This is a genomic window from Succinivibrio sp. (assembly GCF_045124615.1).
Lineage (GTDB): Bacteria > Pseudomonadota > Gammaproteobacteria > Enterobacterales > Succinivibrionaceae > Succinivibrio > Succinivibrio faecicola.
Genome location: NZ_JBGVMC010000192.1, coordinates 1 through 6,568 on the forward strand (window position 1 = coordinate 1; position 6,568 = coordinate 6,568).

Genomic DNA, 6,568 nt, shown 5'->3' on the forward strand with positions numbered 1-6,568 from the left:
ATAGAAGAACAGAAATCCAATTTTGAGTCTGGAAACGGCTATATAGATTTGGTCATAAAGTCTGGCAGAAGCAGAGGTGGAATTGTAATTCTGGAACTGAAGCAGACTCAGGATGAAAATGAGGATAAGGTTTTAATAGCACAGGCAGCCATTGAACAGATAATCCAAAAGAAGTATGCCAATCCGTATATCAAAAGAAATGACATTAAAACAGTTAATACATATGGCATATGCTTTTGTAAAAAGGAATGTGTTGTTGTAGGAAAGAAACTGAAATAAAAGTTTTATTTAGATGTGTTACACATGTCGTAACAGCTGTAACACCTATGGTGTGGCGTAAAAAGAATCTATCTATAGCGGAAACTGAAGATTATTATCATCGTTTCTTGATGAAACTTTTGGTTTTATTTATTTTGACCTAAGTGAAAAATGAATATTCACAAGGATTGTTCACAATATATAACTAATCTTTGTCTGTGCACTTTTATTTAACATAAATACTCCATATAATATTTCAATATAGTTAACAAAGTGCTGGATATACCGTGAAGATTATTAGACGTGAATATGTAGATGACTCTCAGCTTGAAGAGCTGATATCAGATCCTATTTTGCGTCAGATCCTTGCCAGACGCGGTCTTAAAACAGAGAGCGATGTTAACTGTTCTCTTTCAGATATCCATCACTACAAAGATCTTTTAGATATCGATAAAGCCAGTTCAATCATTGCCACATCAATTGAAAACGGTGAAGGAATACTAGTTGCCGGAGACTATGATGTGGACGGTATAACAGGTACAGCTTTAGGTGTAAGAGGTCTTTATGATTTAGGTGCTAAGAAAGTATCCTATTTTGTCCCATCTCGTTATGAAGGCGGATATGGTATCAGCAAAACAGCTGTTGATGCTGCTCTTGAAGATGGTATCAAACTTATTGTTACCGTAGATAACGGGGTGTCATGTAAAGAATCCATTGAATATGCAAAAAGCAGAGGTTTAAAGGTAGTAATTACTGATCATCATGAAGTTCCTGAAGAACTTCCTCTTGCAGATGCTATCGTTGATCCAAAAAGAAAAGGTGATACATTCCCATCAAAGAATCTTTGTGGCGCAGGTGTTCTTTTCTATGTTCTTGTAGCCACAAGAGCAATTCTTCGAGACAAAGGTTTTTATAATTCTCTTGGTTATATTCCAAGAATCGGAAGGTTTTTAGATCTTGTTTCCTTAGGAACCATTGGTGATGTTATGGTTCTTGACAGCAATAATCGAAAACTTGTCAAATACGGATTTAACAGAATTAAAAATGGTGAGTGTCTTGTAGGTATTAAGGCTCTTGCCTCATCATGCAAAGTTAATCTTGAAGGAATCAATGCAACAAGCATAGCATTTGATTTATGTCCAAGACTTAATGCACCTGGCAGAATAAAGCTTGAAAATAATCCAGCTGTTTCACTAATGCTTACAGATGATGAGCATGAGGCTATGGCGATAGCTCGTGAGCTTGATATGTGCAATAAGCGCAGAGGCGATTATGAGCGCGTATTTTTAAAAGAAGCTACTGAAGATGCTCAATCTCAGAAAGGCAACTGTGCAATTGTTCTTTACAGACCAAACTGGCTTGTAGGTCTTGGTGGCCTTATCGCAAGCAGAATCAAGGAAATGTTCTCTGTTCCAACATTTGTGTTCTCTGGTGATGGTGAAGAGCTTCTTGGTTCAGCACGTTCAGTTCCTGGCTTTAGTATGGTAAAAATTCTAAAAGCCATGGATGAGAAGTGTCCAAATCTATTGTCCCGTTATGGTGGACATGCAATGGCTGCAGGCGCCTCCATAAGAAAAGACTCTTTAGATACCTTCAGACAAATGTTCAATGAAATTGCAAAAGAATGTCTTGGTAATCCAACTGAAGATGAAATCATATCTGATGGAGAGTTACCTTCAAACTATCAGAATCTTGCTTTTGCAAGAGACTTAGAAGCCTTTGGCCCATGGGGAAATGGCTTTGAAGAACCATGCTTTGATGGAATATTTACTGTTGAAGATGTTTCCTTAGTTGCTTCACGTCATCTTCGTTTTGTATTAAGAGGTGAAGATGGATCAACCATGAGAGCGATAAAACTAAGAGCAACTGCAAACGAAAAACAGATAACTGAAAATACACTGGTTAGGGTTGTCTACAATGTAAGCGTAAGTCATTACATGAGATCAGAGAGACTGGAAATCAGGATCTTAAATATCGAGCCAGTATAAAGAACCTTCCAGATTTGGCAGGTTTTTAATATTTATTTTTTCTCTGTAAAATCAAGATCTTTTACAACTTTCAATCCACCATAAGCCTGGCAAACTGGCATCATTTCAATTTCATTTACATTTACATGAGCTGGGTTGTTTAAAAGCCATAGAATGGTATTTGCAATGTCCTCTGGAAGAATTGATTTTGTTCCTGAATAAAGATCGTTAACTTTCTTTTCATCACCATTTAAACGAACGTATGAGAACTCTGTGTCAGAGCAAAGACCTGGTTTAATTACAGTAACCTTGATAGCAGTACCTTGAACATCAGTTCTTAAATTTCTTGAAAACTGTTCTACAAAGGCCTTGGTTGCGCCATAAACATTGCCACCAACATATGGCCAAGAGCCTGCGGTTGAGCCAAGATTAATAATAAATCCTTTATTCTTTTTTACTAGTGAAGGAAGAATAGTATGAGTAACATTCAAAACGCCTAGAACATTTGTGTCTACCATGGTCTTCCATTTTTCAAGAGAGCATTCTTGAGCTTTTTCTACGCCTAAGGCAAGACCTGCATTATTAACGATTACATCTATATCCTTGAACTCATCAGGTAAAGATGAAACAAGAGTTTGAACAGCTTTAGCATCAGTAACATCCATTACTACAGGATAGATATTATCAGATAATGAAGAAAGTTCTTTTAGCTTATCTTCACGACGTGCAAGAGCAATTACCTTATAACCGTTATTTGCAAGTAGCTTAGCAGTAGCAAGACCAAAACCAGCAGAAGCGCCTGTTACTAACACTGTTTTGTAGTTCATAATATTTCCTTTTCTAAGTTAAACAAAACAAAGTCTGCTAAAAAAACTCTATTCTTTTTAATCACTTAAGACAAGAAATATATTTTTTTATATAAATGTGTTGTCCATGCCATTTTTGTGTAACAATTGATTAAATTACATTTTGATTGCATATAACTGAATTACTAGAAATCCTAATAGGAGATTGTTATGTACAAGAATCTAGATACAAAACTTGCATATAGAGTTTTTACAGGTGGACCATTAGTTTGCATTTCAACTAAAAACAAGCAGGGTACTGATAATATTATGACTGCAGCATGGTCATGCCCTTATGATACTGATATGCTTTTACTAGTTCTGGATCTTGGACATACAACAACAGCAAATCTAAAAGACGGAAGCAAACTTGTTGTTGCACTTCCATCAAAGGATCAAAAAGATATCGCATTAAAACTAGGCTCAGTTCATGGCTCCGAGAGTGGAGATAAATTTGAGCACTTTAATTTACCTTTTGAGAAATCTTTAAAGTTAGGATTTAAGACTCTAAAAGATGCTAATGCATATTTTGAATGTGAGCTTACCGATCCTGAGCTTTTAAAAGATAAGGGTATCTGCCTTTGCAAGGTTTTGAACGTATACGTTAAAGAAGAGCTTTTTGATGATGAGTCTCAGTCTTTTGTTCCTGGCTGTTTAAATACTCTTCATCATGTAAGTGGGGGCTCTTTTAGTACCTCAGGAGAGATTGTATGATTGAGCAGAAAATAGAAGCTCTTGATGATGCACAGTTTGAAGCATTGCAAAACAAAGTTGTAGATTTGTATATTACTCTAGCTGAAGAGTCTTTAATTGAAACTGATGAAGATTCATACAATCGACTCAGAGCTCTTTATGAGCAGGATGGATTCAAGAATATAGGCTTAATGTTCAAGAGCGTATCAGAATCTGATGAAATCTCTGCATCTATGATGGAATTTAAAGATTCTCTTGCCGTAGCTCAAGTATTCTTGATGACAGACGATCTTGATGAGGAATATTCAAAGCATGTTGCGGATATCGTCTTTTCAATAGACGATTCCACAAACGAAACTTCTGTTGCCTGGTTCCCTGAAGATTAAAAGACTGTTATGGATGGATTGTTATAGGAGTTCCAACATCTACAAGTGATAGGAACTTATCTATATCAGGATTGAGTAGAGCAATACATCCGTCAGTCCAGTCTGTTCTTTGTACTGACTCATGGTATTCTCCTTTTGAAGGTGGCTGTCCATGAACCATAATCATTCCACCTGGCTTTCTTCCTTGAGACTTTGCAAAAGCTCTATCTTCCATATTTGGATAGGATATATGCATTGCCTTGTAGAAGTATGATTTTGTTTTTACATAATCAAGAGTGTATGTACCCTCAGGTGTTCTTTTATCTCCTTCAAACTGCTTTTTACCCTGTGGCTTGTTTGATAGAGCAATCCAGAATGAACAGACAGTCTCATTGTCTTTTAAAAGAACCATTTTATGTGCAGCTTTGTATACAACAACATGGTCAACAACCTTTGCTTTTGGTGTAACCTGTACAGGTACACTTTCTTGATAGGAAAAAATCAAATCATGTGTCTTTTTGAGTTTTGAGTAGTCAAAATCCTCATCATAGACTACATCAGTACTGATAGCCTTTGTAAGAAGGTGTGCAGGAAGATTCTTGAAGGTATCAGCAGATGCTACACTTGATACAAAAATCGACAGCACTGTCAAAAGTCTATAAAAAAGCTTGTTGTTCATCAGAAGTTACTGTTTCTTGAGAAAAAAGAAAAAATATATTTGTTATAATAGCTTTATATATAAAATTGTAACGCATTGTACAAAGATTTTGCGAGAAAAAATCAATGTCAGATCAAAATCAAGATAAGAATTTAAGCTTAGATGGTGTGGAATTACTGCCATTGTCATCTTTTGCTGAAAGTGCATATCTGAATTATTCGATGAGTGTAATTACAGATAGAGCTCTCCCTTCAGTGTGTGATGGCATGAAGCCAGTTCAAAGAAGAATTGTTTATGCAATGCATAAGCTTGGAATCACTCCTAAATCTAAGCATGTAAAATCAGCAAGAACCGTTGGTGAGGTTATCGGTAAATATCATCCTCATGGAGATGCTGCATGTTATGAGGCAATGGTTCTTATGGCTCAGCCTTTCTCCTACAGATATCCTCTAGTAGATGGTCAGGGTAACTGGGGTGATGTTGAAGATCCAAAATCATTTGCGGCATTCCGTTATACTGAGGCAAGATTAGCTCCATATTCAGATGCAATTTTGCAGGATATCAATACAGGCTGTGTTGATTGGGTTCCAAATTTTGATGGAACAGTTGATGAGCCTAAATATCTGCCTGCAAGATTACCAAATATTCTACTGAATGGAACTACAGGTATTGCTGTGGGTATGGCAACTGATATCCCTCCTCATAATCTTACTGAGGTTGCAAAAGCTGCTGTATATCTTCTTGATCATCCAGACTGTTCAGTCAAAGATCTGATGGAGTTCGTTCCTGCTCCTGATTATCCATCAGGCTGCGAGATTTCAAATTCAAGACATGAGCTTGAGAAGATTTATGAAACAGGAAAAGGAACAGTAAGAGTAAGAGCCGTATACAAGGTTGAAAAAGATGAGATTATCATAACAGCTCTTCCTTATCAGGTCGGTGGTGGTGCAATTGAAAAACAGATTGCAGATCTAATGAACAAGAAGAAGTTACCACTTGTATCTGATATTAAGAATGTATCAGATTTTAATAATCCATGCAGACTAATTATCACTCCAAGATCAAAGAGAGTAGATATCAATGCTCTTATGGAGCATCTGTTTGCTGTAACAGATCTTGAAAAGACATACAGAGTAAATCTGAATATTCTAGGACTTGATGGAAAGCCTGCTGTTAAGGATCTTAAAACTATTTTAAAAGAGTGGCTTGAATTCAGAGTTGAATCTGTAAGACGTAGACTTGATAACAGACTTCAGGCTGTAAATAAGCGTCTGCACCTGTTAGATGGTCTGCTCATTGCATTTTTGAATCTTGATGAAGTAATCGAGATAATCAGAAAAGAAGATGAGCCAAAGAAAAAACTTATGGAGCGTTTTAGTCTTACGGAGGTTCAGGCAGAGTATATTCTTGAAACCAAGTTAAGACAGCTTGCAAGACTTGAGGAAATGAAAATCAAGGCAGAGCAGGAGAAACTTGCTGAAGAAAAGCAAAAACTAGAAACACTGCTAGGCTCTGAGGCAAAGCTTCATACTTTCATTAAGAAGGAAATTCAATCTGATACCAAACTTTACGGAGATGAAAGACGTTGTCACCTCGTAGAGAATGTAGCTGCTCAGGCAATGAGTGAGGATGATTTTATTCCAAGTACTCCTGTCACAGTAATTCTTTCAAAGATGGGGTGGGTAAGAGCTGCATCTGGAAGCGATGTTGACGCACTTTCTATGTCATATCGTTCTGGTGACAAGTTCATGTCAAAAGCATCCGGAAAAACTAACGATCAGG

General features: G+C 36.8%; 7 protein-coding genes. 5 read left to right on the forward strand and 2 right to left on the reverse strand.

Features of this window, described 5'->3' with window-relative positions:
* On the forward strand, nucleotides 1–279 hold a 279-nt coding region (locus tag ACJML3_RS04945; protein WP_406021132.1), incomplete at its 5' end, for a PD-(D/E)XK nuclease domain-containing protein.
* Nucleotides 280–545: 266 nt separating this feature from the next.
* Nucleotides 546–2,246 (forward strand): single-stranded-DNA-specific exonuclease RecJ, encoded by a 1,701-nt coding sequence (gene recJ / locus ACJML3_RS04950; protein ID WP_406021134.1) that lies wholly within the window; start codon nucleotides 546–548, stop codon nucleotides 2,244–2,246.
* 32 nt (nucleotides 2,247–2,278) lie between these two features.
* Here the strand turns inward: recJ and ACJML3_RS04955 are convergent, their stop codons facing one another.
* A complete protein-coding gene (locus ACJML3_RS04955) occupies nucleotides 2,279–3,052 on the reverse strand; it encodes an SDR family NAD(P)-dependent oxidoreductase (protein ID WP_406021136.1) in 774 nt (257 codons plus the stop codon).
* 189 nt (nucleotides 3,053–3,241) lie between these two features.
* Here ACJML3_RS04955 and ACJML3_RS04960 point away from each other — a divergent pair, with 189 nt between their 5' ends.
* Together ACJML3_RS04960 and ACJML3_RS04965 are read left to right on the forward strand one after the other, a co-directional pair.
* A complete protein-coding gene (locus ACJML3_RS04960) occupies nucleotides 3,242–3,784 on the forward strand; it encodes a flavin reductase family protein (RefSeq protein WP_406021138.1) in 543 nt (180 codons plus the stop codon).
* Nucleotides 3,781–4,149 carry a hypothetical protein gene (locus tag ACJML3_RS04965; protein ID WP_406021139.1) on the forward strand — a complete coding sequence of 123 codons (369 nt, stop codon included), beginning with the start codon at nucleotides 3,781–3,783 and terminating at the stop codon, nucleotides 4,147–4,149. Before ACJML3_RS04960 ends, ACJML3_RS04965 begins: the two co-directional genes overlap by 4 nt.
* A gap of 7 nt (nucleotides 4,150–4,156) precedes the next feature.
* Here ACJML3_RS04965 and ACJML3_RS04970 read toward each other — a convergent pair whose 3' ends face one another.
* Nucleotides 4,157–4,807 carry a murein L,D-transpeptidase family protein gene (locus ACJML3_RS04970; RefSeq protein ID WP_406021141.1) on the reverse strand — a complete coding sequence of 217 codons (651 nt, stop codon included), beginning with the start codon at nucleotides 4,805–4,807 and terminating at the stop codon, nucleotides 4,157–4,159.
* A gap of 104 nt (nucleotides 4,808–4,911) precedes the next feature.
* Here ACJML3_RS04970 and parC point away from each other — a divergent pair.
* Nucleotides 4,912–6,568: DNA topoisomerase IV subunit A (gene parC / locus ACJML3_RS04975; RefSeq protein ID WP_406021143.1), on the forward strand; the 1,657-nt coding region annotated here is incomplete at its 3' end.